Here is an 18115-nt window from a genome sequence, read left to right on the forward strand (position 1 = left end):
CTTATGTCTAATACAATGACTGGTACAGTAAAATGGTTTAACGATGATAAAGGTTTTGGCTTTATCACTCCTAAAGACGGTAGCAAAGACGTATTCGTACACTTTTCAGCGATCCAAAGCGACAGCTTCAAATCTCTGAAAGAAGGCCAAGAAGTTTCATTTTCTATCGAAAATGGCGCTAAAGGCCCAGCAGCAGCGAACGTAATCGCTCTGTAATCTATTGAGTCGTTATTACTGTATAGATTGCTTAATGCAACATCAATACAAGTAAGACCTAAAAAACCTCACTTCGGTGGGGTTTTTTTATATCAATTTCTAGCATTATTTTAATTTGAGGTGAGTTTATCAAAGCGTATAAAATATAGCTTTATTAAAGTTATGTAAGTATTTAATGTAAATTATTTAAAATTTTAGAAATATATTTACTTTAATACCTAATAATTTTTACAGAGAAATAAATTAATGGATAAATAAATTCTTATAATGGCAAAATAAAGGCATTAAGATATTGTCTTCTCAATCAAAAGAAAGAAAAAAATTTTATTAGAATAAAAGATATCAGATAAATCATAAAAAAGTAATTTAAGATAAAAAATAAAATTAATATTTAATGACTTATTTTAAATAATTGACGTCTAATTTAATGTGGCTTAAATGCTTTTTAGTTCCTAAAGGACAAACTTGTGTACGCAAAAAATATTTTTTCATTGCATCTATTACATCCAAAATATTTCTTAACTTGGTTTGGTGTCTTTATTCTTTTTTTATTAGTACAGCTTCCTTATTCTTGGCTACTTTTTTTAGGTAAACATCTTGGGTTGTTATCTCGTTTCTTTGTCAAAAGAAGAGTTTCTATCATAAAGAGAAATTTAGAATTATGTTTCCCTAATAAAGATAAAAATGAAATTAACACGCTTGTTATGGATAATTTATCGTCACTAGGTGTGGCATTATTTGAAACAGGTATGGCGTGGTTTTGGAGTGATCGCCGACTAAAGAATCTATTTGAAGTACAAGGGATCTCCAATTTCACTGATGCAAATGATAAAAAAGCTGGAATTTTACTCATTGGTATACATTCTATGTCACTAGAGTTAGGTGGTCGCATTATGGGGCTTTGTTTCCCTGTAAATGCGATGTATCGACCACATAATAATAAAGCAATGGAATTTATCCAAACCAAAGCAAGGTGCCGTTCAAATAAAGGCATGATAGATAGACGTAACTTAAAGTTTATGGTTATGGAGTTAAAGAAAGGGAAAGCAATTTGGTTTGCTCCAGACCAAGACTTCGGTTTAAAAGGTACAACATTCTCTCCTTTCTTCTGTGTTGAAAAAACATCAACTTCAAAAGGAGTTGCTATATTAGCAAAACTATCAGGGGCTCCTTCTTTAACCGTTACTTTGGTTAGAAATGAAAATCAGAAAGGCAAAAAATACAGTTTAATTATTGGTAAAGAGCTGATTAATTATCCTTCTGAAGATATTCAAAATGACACAGATAGAATGAATAAATTGATTGAAACAGAAATTATGCGAGCCCCAGATCAATATTTATGGGCACACCGTCGTTTTAAAACTCGACCAGCGGGTGAAGCCAGTTTTTATAATTAATTATTTATGTATAAAAAAAGACCAACACATTATGTGTTGGTCACAGTAAATACTGGAAGCAATGTGAGCAATGTTGTTGTGAAAAACCAAGTAAAATACTCAACTATTCACAAGGTAAAAGATAATCATTATCACTTGAGTTGTCAACCCTAGGATTTGTATGGATTTAGAAGATAAGAATAGAAGTGACAAAGTAAAGATAAGAAGATCAGAGAATAGGAAGATAAGAATTTTTATAAATGAGTTAAAACAGAGTTAGCAGATATAGAAATAAACTATATCTGCCTAATATATTATAACCATAATAGAAAATACCATTTATATAGTAATGAATTCTAATTCTTGGAAAATATATACTCGTTATTTAATAATAAATATTATTTCTATTTAATAGAGATTAATGTTTATTAAAAATATAGGGTTTTAAAGTTGCTATATTAGTTATATACGATATCCATTATACCTACATTTTCTTTGATCCAATTGATGCTCATTGAACCTTTATTTTCACTCAATTGAGCGTTAAATACTTTATTAGGTTCGATTTTATGTAGAGTTTCTTCCATTTCAGTACCATTCCAGCAATTTGCTTTGAAAGTATTTCCTACTGAATGAGTCATACAATTTCCTTCTACAATAGAGCCTGTAAAAGTAATTGTTCCTGAGCCGATAGTTTTATTGTTATTTGCCATAACTGGAGCAGATAATAAGAGTGCTAGACAAGTTCCAATAACAAAATTCTTTTTCATTCTATATTCCTCAATATTATTTATTTGACTAATTTTTTTGTGCACGATGAAAAATTATCTTTTCGTGCTGGGTTGATGGAAGGAATATTAGAGGAAAAAAATATATCAATCTGTAAAAAATCTTGATGGTTAATGACAGCTAGATAAAGATTTATGAATGATTTTATGATCTTTTCAGTGCTTTATTATTAGTGTGAATTGATTTTAAATTACATAAGTAATTGAAATAAAAATGATAAGTTTCATTTTGATTATTTTTGTTAATAAGTTAACCTTTTTTGATATTAGTTAAATTGCTTAATTTTTTAGTGATACATTTTGTCGTTAAAATAGAATACTTATAAAATGAGTAATTTCAGAGTTCAAAAATATTTGTCAAAATATTACAAAGAAATGATTATTAAGAATAAAAATCATCTTAATTAGATTGGTTTTAAATAGATAAGATAGAGCCTGTTATTGAAGGGAACTTAATTACAGATAAGATGCTTTATATCTGTGCATAAAATCTGAAAAATAATGGATGCTTGCAAATAGGAATATCAAAGATAATTTGCAAGCATTCGAGATAGAAGCATGGGGAGCAAAATAATAAAAAGGTCCTAGCCGTTAAGCTGATCTACGTTTATATGACTAATTGAAATGCTTTTTATTATTGAGAATAAATTGTTTTAGTGTCGTCGCAGGTTTCCCTGTTATTTTCTCAAAGTTATCAAATATCTCACCGTCTCTAGATAATTTGCCAGAAGTAAAATCAACATAGTGATCGTAAATACTTTTCATATAAGCAAGCTCAAGCTGACTTTCTTGTGCATATTTCCAAAATTCATCAGGAGGATCTGCCTGATATTGAAAAGGAACTCCTAATGTTTCTGTAATTAATTGAGCCATTTGTTGATAATTTTTGTTTTCATACCCTAAACGGTAAGTATTGCCAGCATGTTGATTTGGCGATAACAAACAATGAGCTGCCATTTCAGCAACGTCTGTACAATCAACCCAACTCAAAATAGCATCACCAAAATAAGAGCGAAGCGTATTTTTATTTAAATTATTATCCCCTTGATAGCCTAATATATTTTGCATATATGATTCTGGGCGAAGATGAGTAAACCGTATACCAGACCACTCAATATATCTTTCAATAAGTTGATGCCAAGCCCAATGTGAAACTTGAGCATTATCATCGCCACAAGCACCTAAATGAACGATATAATCCACACCATGTTGTTTGGCAATATCAATGAAAACTTTACTTTGTTGTAGCATGTTAATTGTATAACCCGTCATCATAAAGACAGAGTTAATACCTGTTAAAGCCTGCTTTATTGTTTCAGGTTTATCGTAGTCCATTAATACCGTGGGATAGGGGAGATGAGTATTTTCTGCAGGTTTTCTAACTGCCAATACCACATTATTATAGCCTTTCTCTTGTAGTGACTTTACAAGTAACCCACCTACTTGACCTGTTGCTCCTGTAATTAGAATTTTATTTTCCACAATAAGTTACCTATGGTAAGTCAGTTAAACTAATTTAGTCATAATAAATTCAGTACTCTGCTGTGTAGCACTTTTAAAAGTGAACTCTTTTATGATCTCCATCCCATTAGCTTTATAGAAAGTTATGGCTTTATGGTTTTCGGCGAGTACTTCAAGCCAATGATAGCGATAACTTTCATTTCCCATTTTATGAAGGTGTTGTACATCTTGTTCTGTAGCTAATCTGAGTTTTATTGCCATATACCCTCCCATACATTGCAAAAGATATAACAGCCCTAATATGTTTGCGCTATGGGAAAAGAATATAAAAGCACGTTTAGTTTGAAAATAGTGGGGATTTAGTGATTGAGCATCTTAAGAAGAGAATTCAGATAAAAAAATCCCCGCACAAGGCGGGGGAAAATTAAATATCTATCAGTGATGAAATACTGAAACCAATAGTAAGGGAAAAAAAGATATCAATCTGTAACAAACTTTAAAAAGAAATAATAAGAATAAGTGCAGAATTAAAATGATTTTCTACAAAGGTAAATGACCGTGTAAGTTTGTTATTATTTAACTAATTGATTTTATTTACTTTTAAATTTTGCCTAACAGTGAGGCAAAATGATGTAAATTAAAATCATCTTGGTTTAACTATAAAGTTTGCATACATTTAGTTGAATGTCTTGATAATTTAGTTTGTTGGTTAGAATAACGATAAGCTTCTTTATAATGAGATTGGAATTGAAAATAGACAATAATAAAATGTAGTTATTGTCTATTTGGAACAACTAAACAAAGGGAAATGTATATTTATCGACTAGTTACCATTGAGTAACATCAATTTCATTGTTCTGGTATACCTTTGCAATATAAGAAGAAATGTTATTGCGTATATAAGGATTCTTTTCTTTAGGGTACATTTTCCAAGCTTGCTGTAGATAAGGTAACAATGCACTGTCAATGTAATTTGATTTCGATAATGCCTGAATTGCACCTAAGCAGATCTCTTCATTTTCAGAGATTGTAAGTTCATAAAACGCTGATGTTTTATCTTTTAAATTAACATCATGAGAAGCAGCATAAATTGCACTTCTTATTATTTCTACATTTGGGTGAATAAAGAATGGTTGAAAATCTTCAACTAAAATAGCATCTAATTCGGTCAAAGAGTAACCGATGAAACGCAATGTATCTTCGTTATTAGTTACTTTAAGTATTGGGAGAAGACTCTCTTTGAAAAGAGCGCATTGATCTTTATATTTAAAGTAAATAATAGGAATAACCACATCTGTTTTTTCATCAAATGGAGCAACTAAAGCTTGCTGAATATAAGGTAGTGCTTGTTCTTTAAAATAGGTGGCTAAAACATTTAATGAAACTTTATATAACTCAATATCTTCAGTTTGTAGTTGTTGCTTTAAAAAATCCAAACTGTTGTTGGATAATTCAGGTAGTTTAGTTAGTGAATTGATCGCACTAATTTTTTTCGTGATATCTTCATTATTTTGGGCAAATTGAAGTAACGTTTCTTCATTACCGCCCATACGATGACCAAACCAGCTTGTGTCATAGCCTAAAATTACTTCATCTAACCAACGTTCATACCATTGTGTAAATGAAGTTTCATAGGAAAATGTGTAAGGAGTATCCGAATTAACCCAATCGGATGTATATAAAATATGACCTTTATAATCACCATTAACGACTAATAAAAGATCGTATTCGCAACCACAAGTACCTAAATAAAGCGTACCTTGATGAACTCTATCGCAAATAGTATCAAAGTCTTCATCACTGCAGTCTTCGGGTACATGACATAATGCTTTCCATTCATCGATATCCATTTTAGGGCTAAGTAAGCAAGGCAGGGCACAATTTTGTATGCTATTTCTATCGATTGAATCATCAAAAGCATATAGACCATAGTAAGGACCAGCGCCACCATAAGAGCCTGTACCGCCGTTACCAATTTCAGTCACAAAGGCGATATAATCTTCAGGAAATTCACATCCTATTTTTGCTTGTAACTGATTAACTTTCTCTTTTGATAGCGGAGAATTTAGCTGATATTTATGATTATCAGCACCAAATTCTTTATATTCATGATCAATATTAGCAACGAGTGCTAATTTCTCACGGATACGTTCAATACGATTATCTGCATATTTTTTATTAAGTTGTTCCCATTGCTGCTCTGGTGTTAGCTCTTCATTTTTTCCAATGATCGTGGAAATAAAACCCATAATTTAAAGTCCCTATTGATGATATGGTTTAATTATAAAGTGGTTATTTCATAATCCTTTTTAGATAGTGAAACCAAATACAATATTATTATCTTACTTAAATTTCACTATAAACTATTTTAGCTTCAATAAGATAATAGTATTTTGTATGAAAGCTTATCCTTCATTTAGTGTTAAGTGGTGTATGGTTTTATGCAGATAAAAAAAAGACCAACGCTAGGAGAGTTGGTCAATAAATACTAGAAGCAATGTGAGCAATGTCGTTGTGAAAAACCAAGTAAAATACTCAACTATTCACGAGTTAAAAGATAATCATTATCATTTGATATGTCAACCCTATGAAGATTGCGGTCATTATTTATTCACACTAAAAGCCAATAGGTTCTCTTACTTTACAGAAACCAAAGTGGGAATTTTATTATTAATAACAATGAGATCACTATTTTCTGATTGAGGGCTTATTGTATTTTTAACAGCATTCATTTTTTTCATTTTGTTGACTAAATCTTTAAAGTATTTAGAGCGTAAACGTATCGTTTTCTTAACCATGATTTTTCTCCTTATTGATGATAGTTATAACAATAATAAGGATACTCCACAAATGCAAATGATAATCAATATCATATATGGTGATATATAATTTGATGATAAATGCTCATAAGTAAGTAAACAGCATTATTTTGTCTGCATTTTTGTGTACAAGTTTTCTTATCTTCAGTCTCTTGATAGAGTGATATTATGAAGAATAAAAGGAACTAATAGGGAATTTTGCGATGGCATATGATTTGACGAAGAGATTAGTCATAGGGCTTTCTTCTAGTGCATTATTTGATTTGCAAGAATCAGATAATATTTTTCGTACAGAAGGGGAGGAAGCTTATCGAAAATATCAACATAAAATGCAGGATATGCCTTTGGATAAAGGTGTTGCATTTCCTTTTATTAGCCGCCTTTTGAAATTAAATAACATTAGACCTGACGATCCTCTAGTTGAAGTTATTTTATTATCCAGAAATGATCCCGACACTGGATTAAGAGTGATGAATTCTATTGAACATTATAACTTAGGGATCACTCGAGCTGTATTTCTTCAAGGAAAATCGCCTCATATTTATATTCCAGCATTTGATATAGAGTTATTTTTATCTGCTGATCATGATGATGTTTTACAAGCGATTAATGCAAATTATCCAGCAGGGCAGATATTAGCTGGTCATGTTAATGATGACGATGCTGATGAATTAAGAATTGCTTTTGACTTTGATGGTGTGATTGCTGATGATGAAGCAGAGGTTATTTATAAAACTTCAGGCGAATTGTCTCAATTTCATAATCATGAAGCCAAAATGGTTGATGTACCTCATAACCCAGGACCATTAAAAAAATTCTTACTGCGTATTTCTGATATTCAAAAATTGGAATTAGAGAAAGTAAAACAAGATCCTACTTATATTCCATTACTTAAGATCTCTATTGTTACTGCGCGCAATGCACCATCTCATAAACGAGTTATTAACACGATGAGAGCATGGGGAATTTCTGTCAATGAAGCTTTTTTTATGGGGGGGGTAGAGAAAGCTAATGTTCTGAGAATTTTAAAACCACATATATTCTTTGATGACCAAAAACTACATTTAAAATCATCATCTGAATTACCTTCGGTGCATATTCCTTTTGGAATAGCTAATAAGAGTGTTGATAATAAATAAGATACTTTTAATGAATTGAGTGTCTGGTATATATAGCATACACTCAATTTTTCTTTTGTCTAATTATGTTTTTAATTCAGTTTAAATAATAAAATCGCTCAATACTGGATCTATTTTATAAGAGTGGTATGGTATTAAATAATTACTGAAAATTATAAATTTAAAATGTTTATAATTAATTTAAAGAGGCTGAAAATTTAATTTAAATAAGGAAAATTGAAGTGGATAATAATCATAAATTTTTTTCTGACGATGTGTGCCCTAAAACTGCATTATATGGTCAATTTTATGGTGATAATCATTATGCTGGCCGAGATTACGAACGGAAAATATATTATGGGAATAAATTCCCAAAAACTAAGAAAGGTTTTTATTTTAAAAAATTAATGAATTTTTAATAATAAAAATAACAAGCAAATATGATAGAGTCTATTCTTAATAGAGATATCCATGTGATTTAAACTGATATATATATTAAAAATAAATTGATGATTGCGTAACTAATACAATTTACTACGCCGAAAAATAACAGCGTAGCAAAATTTATTATTAAATCTTTTCAATACCAATAGGTTGATAACCTTGGCATAACGGTTTGAAATGTTCACCTGAATTATTTGGCATTAGATGAATGTGAAAATCACCGATTTTGCTCAATAAAACGCAATCATCAACATCTTTCAGATTGTCTTTATGTTGTTGCTGACTATCTACTAAAAGTGTTGCAATAGCTCTCTCTTTATCTCCAAACCATGCTTCTTTTAACGCAGGCCAAGTATCTGTATTTTTTCTTTTTTTATCAATGTGTTATTAATTAAATAACCATGTTGAGAGCAAGTGTAAAAATTAAGATGATTAATTTTTATGAACTAAATTATTTATTTTTAATCTAAATATTAGTTATTAATTTTAAATATTATTTGGAGTAGATATGAGATTACTTATGCTTTTGAGTGTTTTTTTGATTTCTGCTTGCTCATCAACTGGAGCAATAGAATCTCAAGAAAGTAAAAGCCATAAAGAGGATCCATATTCTGATAGCACATTAAATAGTATTAAGACTAATCAGAATATTTATATTGAGCAGCAACGTAGTAAAGGAAATTTTTAAGTTGTTAAAATAAATGATTGCTTTTTTGGCCACCTAAGTGGCCTTTTTATATGCAGAAATATAAAATATGGCAATATTAATAGAAATTTTTTAAATTTCCAGTATAAGAATAAGGTACGCATTATTATTGTAATTGAGGGTATTAAGTAATAACTTCATAAAAAATAGTAAGAATAAAAGGATGCATCGGGTAGATGACAAATAAAAAAGAGAAAAAAAGTAATGGAATCTTAAGGTATACGGAGCTATATTCAGATAATTTATGAGATGAGGCTGTGATGAATAGAAAAGAATTAATTAATTATATTAAAGAAAACTATAATGCAGAGCCTGAGTGTTTATGGATTAAACATCCAAATTATATAGTTTTTAGGCATAATAGTAATTTGAAGTGGTTCGCAGCTATAATGGATGTTCTAGAAAGTAAATTATCTGATAATGGTAGTAGGAATATGGTCGATGTTATAAATTTAAAAGTTATGCCAAATTTAACGGGATCATTACGATTGAAAAAAGGAGTATACCCAGCTTACCATATGAATAAAGAGCATTGGATTTCTATTAGCCTCTCATCTGAATTTGATGATAACGAATTAAAATCTTTAATTTCTGAAAGCTATAATTTGACACAATAATTTTATTAATATAGTTTACTCAATTTTTAAACACTTTCTAATTATATAAGTTAATTTATTATATAGCATTTTCATATACGCCTTTATTGAATTTTATCTAATATTAGTCATTTTAAATGTGCTTACATCTTCTTTTTGAGTAAGCCTATGAGAATGTAAAAATCGGTGAGTATATAAATGATAGCTTGTTAAAAAACGACTTAATCATAATGAGAAAAAGCCTTTCTTATCGTAATAATAGTTATTCCTCCAAAAAATATAATGAAGGAAATAAGTAAATAAAATATTATAAAATTAGCATCACTCTCTTTAAAGATCATCATTACTAATAAAATAAATAGAAAAAATAAAAAGAATTTCTTATCACTATTGATCATGCAATACACGTAAGAAACAAAAATAGACACTAAAAGGAAAGTAAAATAGGCGATAAGTAAAGCAACAAACTCTAGGCTGTTAAAAAAATTAGCAGGTATTTCTTCTTCGTGGAATATCATTATCAGCACGATGGCGGTTGCTATAAAACTCATTAAAGTAAAGATTAAAGTGACAAATTTATTAGTATATAAAAATGATAGTTGCTTAAAATAAATAACTTTTATTGAAATTTCTAAAGAAGACACCAACACGATAATACTGATAAAGAAAATGGCAGAAGAAGTCGCTAACCAAATAATATTATCATAACCAAATGTAGATATACTGAGATAGAGCGATATCACCAAAGATAATACTGGGGATATAAATGTTAGCAACTTTTTCTTTTTTTGTTTGTCGTTCATATTACTATCCATTATAAAAATAACAAGATACCAATTAGATATTAGAGTTTGATAACCGAGTGATTGTATAATGTGCTCGGTTCCATCGGACATCGACACTACTCTGTTTTCAAATATTGAGTGTAATTTGAGGCTGATACTTACTTTAAATTGATATTATTATTTTTAGCCCACTTTCTTAATCTTCCATTAGCGTTAGCATAAGGCGAAGATGTGTTAAATGATATCATCCGACCCATTGTCCATTTTGTGTACCATGCTTTACCATACAAAATATCATCCGTTCGCTCATTAATAAGCTTCACAATTTCATTTTTTACAGTCTGAAGTTCAGCTACTAGCGAGTCATAATTTAGCTCTCTGTAATCCGAGTAAAATTTTTGAGCAAGAAGACCAAGTTGGTTCCACTTATAACCCGTGTCTGGAAAATCGACAGGTAGACCTTTAGCATCAGATGTGATCCATTTTACAACAAGAGAATTCCATCCGAGTAAATATGAAACAAGATCACGAACACTCATCTCTGTTCCTTTGGCGTGCCCATCCATTGAGTGTTCAGATGTCATTTCTGCCGGGATTGCATTTAAATAACTAATTAATTTATTAAAATTTTTATCAATAGCTAAAAGTAACTCAGCTTTTGTTTGTGGTACGCTCATAAGGAATTCCATCTCATTAAAATAGAGTAACCATAAAGGTTGTGTCGTGTTTGAAAACAAATTAATTATTTACTATCGACCACAATATGGGAAAGACTCTTTTATAAACAGTGTAAGCGCTGATTTTTGAATATAATTGGATCTCTATTTTTAAATAGTGGACGATTTATTCTTTACCATACTTAATTTTATCAGAGCTCCGCGACTGTGGAGCAGTTTTTGTTAACTAACTCATTTGTTTAATATGAAAGAGTATCTGATTCATCCAACGAGAAGAATATACAGCTATTCCATTTTATGGAACTTACGAGGCTGATTAACATAATAAAAAGATTTTACTCTTCTTTAATCAAGGAAAGCTTCTCATATCATGCATCAAGCATTTCTTGTTTCTTTCTTAAGTAATCATATCTATCGTTTAATTTATCTTTTTTAGTTAGCCTACAAGATCTTTTTTACATAATTAGTTAATAACTTAAGCAAAAATTATAGTATAGAAACAGGGCGAGAATTGAGCTTTAACTAGGGTAAATCTGATGGGGGTTTTACACCAGTTTTACACCAGTTTTACACCAAGCAAATTCCAGACATAAAAAAACCAACCATAAGCGGTTGGTTTTTCTAAAGAATTTTGGTCGGCATGATAGGATTTGAACCTACGACCCCCGACACCCCATGACGGTGCGCTACCAGGCTGCGCTACATGCCGTTTGTGCCCTGTATATTACTGTTTTTGACTGCTAAAGCAACCCTTTGCTAATTAAGTGACGCAATTTTGTGCGTCACTTAATAGCGTTAGCGTTCAATAAAACGCTTCTGCTCAGCCAGAACTTGCAGTAATAATTTTAAATCAGGTTTTGCAGAACTGATCTCTTGTCCTGATTTATCAAATAAAGCGTATCGACCATGCTTATCTATCAACAAGGTATTATCTTGTAAAAAGACCACAAATGCCTCTTCATCACCAGTGAAAATCCATGGATGATTACGAGTGCTTGCAAATAAATCTTCACCTTGTGAATAGTTGTCTGCAGGACTAATGACATGTAAAACATGCTGCATCAAGGTTGTCATAACATCTTGATGGCTTGTCATTCGATCAATAACCTGTGGTGTCATATTTGGCCAATGTATTATCAATGGCACCTGTGACTGGCTTAAATTAAAGGTGGTCTTATCTGAAAGCCATTGATTAATTTGCTTCTTATTGTTGTCTTGATGATAGCTAGAAGTGACAACCACAACAGTATTATCTAGTACTTTGGTTTCTTGTAATGTCTTAAATATTGTCTCTAGTTGATCATTTAATGTGGCTCGTTGAGTCGCATTATTGGTATGACCATTAATTTGTAAGAAAGAGAACCAAGGGGTTGTTTGGTTGTTTTTAACCAACCAATTACTCCAGCTATCAATAGTGGCATTGTTATCACCACTGCGTGATGTTGGGAGGGTGAAATCTGATAGCACCGCTTGTTTAAACAATGGTGTTTGGAAACCATTCGTTGAAAACATGGCTAATTGATAGTTTCGATAACTTAACGCATCGAAAAGAGCAGAGTTCTTTCTGCTACTTAATACACTGTCTAAATAAGAAGGTGAAATACCATAAAATAGCCCAAATAATGCAGTGTCATTATTAATACCGGATGAATAATGACGCGAAAAATAAAGGTTATTTTGTGCAAATTGTCGCAAGCTTGGTAATTCAGGTACTTCTTCAGTACCTAAACCATCAACGACCACCACCAGCAAGTTATAAGAATAGGTATCCTTGGCATAGATTAATGGAGCAAGAGGATAAGTGATACCTTGTGCAGCTGGATTACCTTCACTGATAACACGTTGCTCATATTCTGATTGATTAATAAAACCGTGGCGCTCAAGGAATTTACGCGCTGTCATTGGGTAGGATAACGGTAAATTAGCACGTTGCATGGTGATTGGGCGATAAAAGTTAGCGTCAGCCCAAATTGACATAGAGTGAGATAGTATAAAGCAAGTAATAAAGACACCTGCTAATGGTTTACCCCAGCGTTGGCGGTTTAAACTGCGTAATTTTTGCCAACTCCATGTTGCAAAAAGCATTTCAATCAGAAAGATAATGGGGATGCCAATGAAAATAAGTTGCCATTCACGCGCCATTTCACCTTCATCTGGGTTAATTACGAGATCCCAAACAAGTTGAGTCAAATGGAGTTGAAATTGCTGATAAACGGCGATATCAAAAATAAGGATAGTTAATCCTGCACTGGCAAGGGCACAGGAAATAACCCTAAGTAGCCGTTGAGAAACAGCGATAAAGGTGAGGGGGAAAAGGATGAGTATATAGATAGCAAAGACAATAAAACTAAAATGTCCCATCCAACTTACAATAGCGTAAAAACGACCAGCAAAGGTTGCAGGCCAATCAGAAATAAACAGGTAACGGCTTCCAAGCAGTAAGCTTAGAATAATATTAAATAGCGCAAACCAGTGACCCCAACTGATCATTTGGGATACTTTTTCACGATAGGACTGAGGTCTCGTTACCATGTCTATAAATAATTTTTCTATGTTTATTAGTGAATTTTGCCTTCATCAATCGAAGCACGCAGTGCGTGAACAAAAGAATCAGCAATCAGCATTCGTTGAGCAGGGGCAATACTTGTATTAATTAAGTTTGTCACCATGTTTCCCAACACCATCAAAGAAAGATCTGTAGGAGTATGATGTTTTTCAAGAACGCTGACAAGTTCTGCAAGTAATTGCTCAACTTGTTCATCACTATAACGGGATTTTTGTGGCATAAAATCTGAATTCCTACTAAATGAATAAAACGCTATATATTACCGTATTACTAGGGCTTTTTCCGCTATTAAATTAATTAATTTTCCCTTGATACTAAAAGTAGGGAGTGTTTGAATACGCGCACGAGAAAGAGACGCAATAGAAGAGGACGACCATGAGTCTAGATATTAACCAATTAGTTTTGCATCAACTTATTAAGCGAGATGAGCAGACATTAGAAGTTGTGCTACGTGATTCACTCTTAGAAATTGAACCTGTTGTTCAGGAGATGATTGAAGAGTTGCATCGTGTATACAGTGCAAAAAGTAAAGCTTATGGTCTGTTTAATGAAGAAAGTGAATTAGCAGAAGCGCTGCGTTTACAACGTAAAGGTGAAGAGAATTTTTTAGGTTTTTCACGAGCAGCAACGGTGAGACTAAAAGACGAATTAGCAAAATACCCTTTTGCAGAAGGTGGCACCGTTCTATTTTGTCATTATCGCTATTTAGCGGTGGATTACCTTTTAATTGCTGTACTGAGTAGTTGTAACAGTATGTGGGTAAACGACAGTCTTGATGTGTCATCAACACGCTATTTAGATATTCCTCATGCAGATATTATTGCTCGTATCGATTTAACTGAGTGGGAAACTGCACCTGACTCTTTACGTTATTTAACCTTTTTAAAAGGTCGAGTTGGACGTAAAGTCTCTGATTTCTTTATGGACTTTTTAGGCGGACAAGAAGGTTTAAACGCTAAAGTTCAAAATAAAGGCTTATTACAAGCAGTTGACGATTTCTGTGAAGCTTCAGAAATGGGCAAACAAGAGCGTCAAACTTGTCGAGAGCAAGTATATAGCTACTGTAACGAGCAATTACAATCTGGTGAAGAAATTGCCTTAACAGAGCTTGCTGAAGAATTACCATCTTTAGGCGAGCAAAACTTTGCTCAATTTACTGAAGAAAAAGGCTATGAATTAGCTGAAACATTTCCAGCAGATCGCAGTACATTACGTCAACTGATGAAGTATTCAGGAAGCGGTGGTGGATTAACTGTAAATTTTGATGCGAAATTATTAGGGGAGAGAATATTCTGGGACCCAGCAACAGATACGCTCACCATTAAAGGCACACCACCTAATTTACGTGATCAGCTACAACGTAGAGCATCTGAAAAATAATTAAGTAGTAGAAACAAATAACGCCACATTAAGTGGCGTTACATGCTCGGCGTCCCGAAAAATAAAGCTCGAAGGGTGGCTTATTAAGCGCGCAGGAAGTCGATATGAGTAATTTTTGGCTTATACTCGTGACGTTGCACTGCTTTAACTTTAACTTTAGTTTCTTTGCCATCGATAACCAGGTTTACGAAATCTGAATAGAATTCTGATTTGTGTTCTTGGTTGATAACTTCGTTGTGATCTAAATCGATAGCGATTGGCTCTTCATTTCCGCCATAAACGATAGCAGGAAAACGGTTAGCCACACGCAGGCGGCGGCTCGCACCCTTACCCTGCTCTTTACGTACAGTTGCTTTGATAGTTAACATCTTTTTTCTCTTATAAAAAAGAAAGAAAATACATACTTGTTACAGGCGACCCAGCAACAAGCTCGAGATTTGGTTTATCTAAAAATAGATAAAGCGGGGCGCATTTTAACGAAAAAGTCCCCTAACAGCAAATATAAATCCAGATTAATACAAGGTATCTGCTTTTCGGTAGCGACCAGCATAGTCAAAAATCTTATTTCTTATCTTCCAGAAGCTCTCTTTTTTACCTTTATGGGCGACAATAAAGTCAGGATGGCGCAACAAATCAAACTGCTTAATAATGTCGTTGGCATTATGCCAAACAAAAGGAACACCCGGGGCGCGTTGATGCTCACGTAAAAATTTTAATTCAAATACTTTTCGTTGGGCAGGTGTTGTTAGTCGAAAACGTTCAGAGACAGAAGTGCCTTCTTCGTCGTAATAATTAATTTCTAACCATTCACCTTTAGCATCATTTCCTGATTTAAATTGCATCCCACCACAGCGCAGAACTAATGCCCCTTTGAGTTTTAATGCTGCTTTGAGCATATCATCAGGATCAACCAAGATCTCATCACAATGAACACAGCGACGTGCTGCAATATCATTTTCTTCATTACAATGTGGGCATAATTTAAAGCGGAAACGAAATTCACACTGCTGTTTTTGCCCTTGATCATTGAGCTCCCAACCTTGGCAACGTCGACCATAGTGTTCAATAATATCGCCATCAGCATCTACAATGCCCCAAAAGGTATTGGCAAATTGGCAAATAGGACAGAAAACTTGTACCGGTTTACTATTCGGATTGGGTTTTTTAGTACCAACTTCGGGTAGATAGAGATCGTGAGGATTACCTGCGTAATCTAAAATCAGGCATTCGGTTTTTCCTGCAAATAATCTTAATCCTCGTCCTACAATTTGTTGGTATAAACTCACAGACTCAGTGGGGCGTAAGATAGCGATTAAATCAACATGAGGTGCATCAAAACCTGTTGTTAGTACGGCAACATTAACCATATAACGTAATTGTTGCTGTTTAAAACAAGAAATAAGATGGTCACGTTCAGAAGAGGGGGTATCAGCACTGACTAATGCTGCTTCATCCAGTGGTAAAAGAGAAAGGATCTCTTTTGCATGTTCAACCGTTGCCGCAAATATCATTACACCTCGGCAATTTTGTGCATATTCAATAATCTGAGTAACAATATGAGGTGTGATGCGTTTTTGTCTCTTTATTTCACGATTTAGATCTTCTTCATTAAATATCCCATTTTGGCTTGTTCTTACTTGGCTAAAGTCATATTGCAAAATAGGCATATCTAGGCGAGTTGGCGGAACTAAAAAATGATTACTTATCATATAACGCAAAGGCAATTCATAAATACAATCACGGAAAAAACAATCTTCATCGCCTCTGATCATACCGTGATAATGATATTGATAAATCCAGCCCGTAGGTAAACGATAAGGTGTTGCAGTTAATCCTAAGATCCGTAATTGTGGATTAATGGATTGTAATTGTTTAATAACTTGCTGATATTGGCTATCTTCAGACAAACTAATGCGATGGCATTCATCAATAATAAGAAGAGAAAAAGTATCACTAAATTGCGATAAATTACGGGCAACAGATTGCACACTACCAAAAACAACTTTTCCGCTACTCTCTTTTTGTTGTAAGCCCGCAGCAAAAATATCCGCAGATAGACCATAAGCCTCATATTTGCTATGGTTCTGTTCTACTAATTCTTTTACGTGTGCTAAAACCAAGACACGCCCGCGCGCTCTTTTAGCCAGTTCAGCAATCACTAAACTTTTTCCTGCACCAGTAGGTAATACAATTACCGCAGGTGTATTGTGTTGGCGAAAATAAGAGATTGTCGCGTTAACAGCGTCAAGTTGATAAGGTCTGAGTGTAAAAGCCATAACTCTACATAAGAAATCAAACGGGGCGTCAGCGTAACATTTTTTTATAGGTAGCGCGAATACGGGAGGAGTAAAGAGCGTGATAGTTTATTTATAAATTAATTAGTTGTTTTATTGTTAATATTCATTTTTAATAGATACCTCATATCAGATGGTATTCTTCCATTTTTCAGAGAAATTCATGCGATTAGATAAATTTTTATCCCAGCAATTGGGTATTAGCCGTAGCTTGATCCTTCGTGAATTAAGAGCAGGGCTTGTAACAATTGATGGTGAAATGGTGAAAAGCGGTTCAACCAAAATTGCACCAGAGCAAGAAGTAGCTTATGACGGTAATGTTTTAACTCAAATTTTGGGACCTCGTTACTTTATGTTGAATAAGCCAATCGGCTATGTATGTTCAACAGACGATCCTGTTAATCCAACTATCCTCTATTTTATTGATGAACCTTTGGCACATAAATTACATGCTGCAGGGCGTTTAGATATTGATACAACAGGGCTTGTTTTATTAACGGATAATGGTCAATGGTCACACCGCATTACGGCACCAAAACATCACTGCGAGAAAACCTACCTGGTCACACTCGAAGAGCCGATTGTAGAAGGTGTCGCTGAACAATTCCAAAAAGGTGTTCAACTTAACGGTGAAAAAGATCTAACCAAACCTGCTACGTTAGAAATTATTACACCTACAGAAGTCAAGCTCACTATTAGTGAAGGTAAATACCACCAAGTAAAACGTATGTTTGCAGCAGTGGGTAATCATGTAAGTGCTTTACATCGTGAGCGTATTGGGGATATCACATTAGATGAGACTTTAGCTGAGGGCGAATATCGTCCATTAACAGAAGAAGAGATCAACAGCATTCACCTACCTCAATAATTATTATTTATCCTGTCGTTT

19 protein-coding genes and 1 tRNA gene are annotated in these 18115 nt (G+C 33.1%); 8 read left to right on the plus strand and 12 right to left on the minus strand.

The features are described from left to right. The first annotated feature begins 3 nt into the window (after positions 1–3). Together cspA and lpxL are read left to right on the plus strand one after the other, a co-directional pair. Entirely contained in the window at positions 4–216 is a 213-nt protein-coding gene (cspA, locus tag D7029_RS06710; protein WP_006537332.1) for an RNA chaperone/antiterminator CspA, read from the plus strand. A gap of 467 nt (positions 217–683) precedes the next feature. Next, positions 684–1613, plus strand: a complete 930-nt coding sequence (gene lpxL, locus D7029_RS06715; RefSeq protein WP_194952201.1) for an LpxL/LpxP family Kdo(2)-lipid IV(A) lauroyl/palmitoleoyl acyltransferase — start codon at positions 684–686, stop codon at positions 1611–1613. A 437-nt stretch (positions 1614–2050) separates the two neighbouring features. On the opposite strand, the gene D7029_RS06720 is transcribed toward lpxL, so the two are convergent. The 5 genes from D7029_RS06720 to D7029_RS06740 all read right to left on the minus strand — a co-directional run bounded on the left by D7029_RS06720 (position 2051) and on the right by D7029_RS06740 (position 6639). Continuing rightward, positions 2051–2362 carry a hypothetical protein gene (locus tag D7029_RS06720; RefSeq protein ID WP_088493240.1) on the minus strand — a complete coding sequence of 104 codons (312 nt, stop codon included), beginning with the start codon at positions 2360–2362 and terminating at the stop codon, positions 2051–2053. Positions 2363–2995: 633 nt separating this feature from the next. Further along, entirely contained in the window at positions 2996–3862 is an 867-nt protein-coding gene (locus D7029_RS06725) for an NmrA family NAD(P)-binding protein (RefSeq protein ID WP_201161572.1), read from the minus strand. A gap of 24 nt (positions 3863–3886) precedes the next feature. After that, positions 3887–4102 (minus strand): hypothetical protein, encoded by a 216-nt coding sequence (locus D7029_RS06730; protein ID WP_194952202.1) that lies wholly within the window; start codon positions 4100–4102, stop codon positions 3887–3889. A gap of 566 nt (positions 4103–4668) precedes the next feature. Next, a complete protein-coding gene (locus D7029_RS06735; protein WP_194952203.1) occupies positions 4669–6090 on the minus strand; it encodes an SMI1/KNR4 family protein in 1422 nt (473 codons plus the stop codon). A gap of 387 nt (positions 6091–6477) precedes the next feature. Next, the gene (locus tag D7029_RS06740; RefSeq protein WP_194952204.1) at positions 6478–6639 is read right to left on the minus strand and encodes a hypothetical protein; all 162 of its coding nucleotides are present in this window, start codon (positions 6637–6639) and stop codon (positions 6478–6480) included. 224 nt (positions 6640–6863) lie between these two features. On the opposite strand from D7029_RS06740, the gene D7029_RS06745 reads away from it, so the two are divergent. The 4 genes from D7029_RS06745 (at position 6864) to D7029_RS06760 (ending at position 9545) form a co-directional block, all read left to right on the plus strand. Continuing rightward, entirely contained in the window at positions 6864–7799 is a 936-nt protein-coding gene (locus tag D7029_RS06745) for a 5'-nucleotidase (protein WP_194952205.1), read from the plus strand. 221 nt (positions 7800–8020) lie between these two features. After that, on the plus strand, positions 8021–8197 hold the full coding sequence (locus D7029_RS06750) for a hypothetical protein (protein ID WP_164530198.1): 177 nt from the start codon (positions 8021–8023) through the stop codon (positions 8195–8197). Between the two features lie 533 nt (positions 8198–8730). Then, positions 8731–8910: a hypothetical protein gene (locus tag D7029_RS06755; protein WP_075673595.1), complete on the plus strand. Its 180-nt coding sequence runs from the start codon at positions 8731–8733 to the stop codon at positions 8908–8910. A gap of 278 nt (positions 8911–9188) precedes the next feature. Then, positions 9189–9545: an MmcQ/YjbR family DNA-binding protein gene (locus D7029_RS06760; RefSeq protein ID WP_194952206.1), complete on the plus strand. Its 357-nt coding sequence runs from the start codon at positions 9189–9191 to the stop codon at positions 9543–9545. Between the two features lie 200 nt (positions 9546–9745). Here the strand turns inward: D7029_RS06760 and D7029_RS06765 are convergent, their stop codons facing one another. From D7029_RS06765 to D7029_RS06785, 5 genes are all read right to left on the minus strand, one after another. Beyond that, positions 9746–10327, minus strand: a complete 582-nt coding sequence (locus D7029_RS06765) for a hypothetical protein (protein ID WP_099659743.1) — start codon at positions 10325–10327, stop codon at positions 9746–9748. A gap of 140 nt (positions 10328–10467) precedes the next feature. After that, positions 10468–10986, minus strand: a complete 519-nt coding sequence (locus D7029_RS06770) for a ClbS/DfsB family four-helix bundle protein (protein WP_194952207.1) — start codon at positions 10984–10986, stop codon at positions 10468–10470. 632 nt (positions 10987–11618) lie between these two features. Continuing rightward, positions 11619–11695, minus strand: a tRNA-Pro gene (locus D7029_RS06775). Positions 11696–11781: 86 nt separating this feature from the next. Then, the gene (gene yejM, locus D7029_RS06780) at positions 11782–13518 is read right to left on the minus strand and encodes an LPS biosynthesis-modulating metalloenzyme YejM (protein ID WP_194952208.1); all 1737 of its coding nucleotides are present in this window, start codon (positions 13516–13518) and stop codon (positions 11782–11784) included. 26 nt (positions 13519–13544) lie between these two features. Further along, complete coding sequence (locus D7029_RS06785; protein ID WP_088493230.1) at positions 13545–13772, minus strand: YejL family protein; 228 nt, start codon at positions 13770–13772, stop codon at positions 13545–13547. Positions 13773–13927: 155 nt separating this feature from the next. Here D7029_RS06785 and yejK point away from each other — a divergent pair, with 155 nt between their 5' ends. Next, positions 13928–14932 carry a nucleoid-associated protein YejK gene (gene yejK / locus D7029_RS06790; protein ID WP_194952209.1) on the plus strand — a complete coding sequence of 335 codons (1005 nt, stop codon included), beginning with the start codon at positions 13928–13930 and terminating at the stop codon, positions 14930–14932. Between the two features lie 83 nt (positions 14933–15015). On the opposite strand, the gene rplY is transcribed toward yejK, so the two are convergent. Next, the gene (gene rplY / locus D7029_RS06795; RefSeq protein ID WP_023581385.1) at positions 15016–15300 is read right to left on the minus strand and encodes a 50S ribosomal protein L25; all 285 of its coding nucleotides are present in this window, start codon (positions 15298–15300) and stop codon (positions 15016–15018) included. A 144-nt stretch (positions 15301–15444) separates the two neighbouring features. Next, positions 15445–17208 carry a DEAD/DEAH box helicase gene (locus tag D7029_RS06800; protein ID WP_194952210.1) on the minus strand — a complete coding sequence of 588 codons (1764 nt, stop codon included), beginning with the start codon at positions 17206–17208 and terminating at the stop codon, positions 15445–15447. 181 nt (positions 17209–17389) lie between these two features. On the opposite strand from D7029_RS06800, the gene rsuA reads away from it, so the two are divergent. Continuing rightward, positions 17390–18094 (plus strand): 16S rRNA pseudouridine(516) synthase RsuA, encoded by a 705-nt coding sequence (gene rsuA, locus D7029_RS06805; RefSeq protein ID WP_088493228.1) that lies wholly within the window; start codon positions 17390–17392, stop codon positions 18092–18094. Positions 18095–18115 lie beyond the last annotated feature (21 nt).

Source organism: Proteus vulgaris, assembly GCF_016647575.1.
GTDB lineage: Bacteria > Pseudomonadota > Gammaproteobacteria > Enterobacterales > Enterobacteriaceae > Proteus > Proteus mirabilis_B.

Coding starts and splice junctions, on each gene's coding strand:
- cspA (WP_006537332.1), top strand. CDS start 4: ATGTCTAATACAATGACTGGTACAGTAAAATGGTTTAACGATGATAAA.
- D7029_RS06720 (WP_088493240.1), bottom strand. CDS start 2,362: ATGAAAAAGAATTTTGTTATTGGAACTTGTCTAGCACTCTTATTATCT.
- D7029_RS06730 (WP_194952202.1), bottom strand. CDS start 4,102: ATGGCAATAAAACTCAGATTAGCTACAGAACAAGATGTACAACACCTT.
- D7029_RS06735 (WP_194952203.1), bottom strand. CDS start 6,090: ATGGGTTTTATTTCCACGATCATTGGAAAAAATGAAGAGCTAACACCA.
- D7029_RS06740 (WP_194952204.1), bottom strand. CDS start 6,639: ATGGTTAAGAAAACGATACGTTTACGCTCTAAATACTTTAAAGATTTA.
- D7029_RS06745 (WP_194952205.1), top strand. CDS start 6,864: ATGGCATATGATTTGACGAAGAGATTAGTCATAGGGCTTTCTTCTAGT.
- D7029_RS06755 (WP_075673595.1), top strand. CDS start 8,731: ATGAGATTACTTATGCTTTTGAGTGTTTTTTTGATTTCTGCTTGCTCA.
- D7029_RS06760 (WP_194952206.1), top strand. CDS start 9,189: ATGAATAGAAAAGAATTAATTAATTATATTAAAGAAAACTATAATGCA.
- D7029_RS06765 (WP_099659743.1), bottom strand. CDS start 10,327: ATGAACGACAAACAAAAAAAGAAAAAGTTGCTAACATTTATATCCCCA.
- D7029_RS06770 (WP_194952207.1), bottom strand. CDS start 10,986: ATGAGCGTACCACAAACAAAAGCTGAGTTACTTTTAGCTATTGATAAA.
- yejM (WP_194952208.1), bottom strand. CDS start 13,518: ATGGTAACGAGACCTCAGTCCTATCGTGAAAAAGTATCCCAAATGATC.
- D7029_RS06785 (WP_088493230.1), bottom strand. CDS start 13,772: ATGCCACAAAAATCCCGTTATAGTGATGAACAAGTTGAGCAATTACTT.
- yejK (WP_194952209.1), top strand. CDS start 13,928: ATGAGTCTAGATATTAACCAATTAGTTTTGCATCAACTTATTAAGCGA.
- rplY (WP_023581385.1), bottom strand. CDS start 15,300: ATGTTAACTATCAAAGCAACTGTACGTAAAGAGCAGGGTAAGGGTGCG.
- D7029_RS06800 (WP_194952210.1), bottom strand. CDS start 17,208: ATGGCTTTTACACTCAGACCTTATCAACTTGACGCTGTTAACGCGACA.
- rsuA (WP_088493228.1), top strand. CDS start 17,390: ATGCGATTAGATAAATTTTTATCCCAGCAATTGGGTATTAGCCGTAGC.